This is a genomic window from Mesorhizobium sp. M7A.F.Ca.ET.027.02.1.1 (genome assembly GCF_004022985.1).
Taxonomy (GTDB): Bacteria; Pseudomonadota; Alphaproteobacteria; order Rhizobiales; family Rhizobiaceae; genus Mesorhizobium.
This window is the reverse complement of the sequence record NZ_RZOL01000674.1, coordinates 1-1,915: the sequence shown is the minus strand read 5'-3', so window position 1 is coordinate 1,915 and position 1,915 is coordinate 1. Positions and strand designations below refer to the sequence as shown.

Here is a 1,915-nt window from a genome sequence, read left to right as displayed (position 1 = left end):
TCGTCGGGTTGCTCGGGCTATTTCCGCATCTAGCCGGCTGAGGGCGCCGGCTTAGGCCACGCAAGCGTCTGCCTTCGAAGCATCTTTCCGCATCAAGCATCAGAATCCAGCGATCGGACTCCGTCGCGCGTTGGCAGCCGGCTTCAACCTTTCTTTGAGGCAGTTGTCCGCTGTTGTGCGGCAATAGCGCCATTGCTCTCGGCCCGGCTTTTCGCTATGTGCCTGAAAGATGTCTTCGAAGGGGTATTCCTATGGCTGATCACTCGCCGACCGGTCCTGTCGAACTGGGCGCGAAGATGGACTATGCCGAGCATGACCGCACCTATGCGGGCTTCCTCGCGCTGGCCAAATACGGATCGCTTTTCTGCGGAGCCCTGCTTCTGGCGATGGCCTTCGGCTTCTTCGCGGGCGGCTTCTTCTCGGCGACCATCCTGTTCGTGCTGATTATGGCCGTCGGCGCCTTTATCCTCCGATAGATTTTCCGACACCTTGTCCACGGCGCCGCCGCGAGGCCGGCCGGCGTCTTGCGGGAAATAGCTTCCGGCCGAAAGGATCATGCGGTGGGACAGACGGTTTTCATCCCTCGTGAGCTCGATGCCAACGAGCCGCGCGTCGCGGCCTCGCCCGATACGGTGAAACGGCTGGCGGCGTTGGGCTTCGACGTCGTCGTCGAGGCCGGCGCCGGTCTGAATTCGCGCATCGTCGATGCCGATTATGCGAGCGCCGGCGCCGCCATCGGTAAGGCTTCCGATGTCGCCAAGGCCGATGTCGTGCTGAAGGTGCGTCGGCCCGGCGATGCCGAGCTGAAGAGCTACAGGCCCGGTACAGCGGTCATTGCCATCATGGATCCCTATGGCAATGATGCCGCTGTGGCAGCCCTGGCCAAGGCCGGTGTCACCGCCTTCTCGATGGAATTCATGCCGCGCATCACCCGCGCGCAGTCGATGGACGTTTTGTCCTCGCAGGCCAATTTGGCCGGCTATCAGGCGGTGATCGACGGGGCTTCGGAATATGACCGCGCCTTGCCGATGATGATGACGGCGGCCGGCACGGTGCCGGCGGCGAAGGTCTTCATCATGGGCGTCGGTGTCGCCGGCCTGCAGGCGATCGCCACCGCGCGCCGGCTTGGCGCGGTCGTCACCGCCACCGACGTTCGCCCCGCCGCCAAGGAACAGGTCGCCTCGCTCGGCGCAAAGTTCCTTGCGGTCGAGGACGAGGAATTCAAGGCCGCCGAGACGGCAGGCGGCTACGCCAAGGAGATGTCTAAGGAATACCAGGCCAAGCAGGCGGCACTCACATCAGAGCACATAGCCAAGCAGGATATCGTTATCACCACGGCGCTGATCCCCGGCCGACCGGCGCCGAAGCTGGTCTCAGCGGCCATGGTCGCCTCGATGAAGCCAGGCTCGGTTCTCGTCGATCTGGCGGTCGAGCGTGGCGGCAATGTCGAGGGCGCCGAAGCCGGCAAGGTCGTCACCACCGCCAACAACGTCAAGATTGTCGGCCATCTCAATGTGCCCGGCCGCATCGCGGCGTCGGCATCGCTGCTTTATGCCCGGAACCTCTTCGCCTTCCTCGAAACGCTGGTCGACAAGACGACGAAAACGCTTGCCATCAACCGCGATGACGATCTGGTCAAGGCAACGATGCTGACTAACGGCGGCAAGATCGTGCATCCTGCTTTCATAAAGGCCGATCAGCAACCCCATCTCGAGCCGGCCGCGATACCGGCCAAGACCATGGTTGCCGACGCCTCGGACAAACCCGCTGCTGCAAAGAAAGCCGCGTCCAAGAAACCGGCCGCATCCAAGTCGCCCTCGTCGAAGCCGAAAGGGATCGCGTGATGGATCAGACCCTGCAGAAAGCCCTCGACCAGCTCGACCAGGCCTCCGCCGCGGTTCGGCTGGCAGTGCAC

Annotated in this window: 2 protein-coding genes; both read left to right on the top strand. The window is 63.3% G+C overall.

The window, feature by feature from the left end:
* Positions 1-251 precede the first annotated feature (251 nt).
* The gene (locus EN749_RS34985; RefSeq protein ID WP_127267396.1) at positions 252-476 is read left to right on the top strand and encodes an aa3-type cytochrome c oxidase subunit IV; all 225 of its coding nucleotides are present in this window, start codon (positions 252-254) and stop codon (positions 474-476) included.
* 84 nt (positions 477-560) lie between these two features.
* Positions 561-1,844, top strand: a complete 1,284-nt coding sequence (locus EN749_RS34980) for a Re/Si-specific NAD(P)(+) transhydrogenase subunit alpha (protein ID WP_127396064.1) — start codon at positions 561-563, stop codon at positions 1,842-1,844.
* Positions 1,845-1,915: the final 71 nt, after the last annotated feature.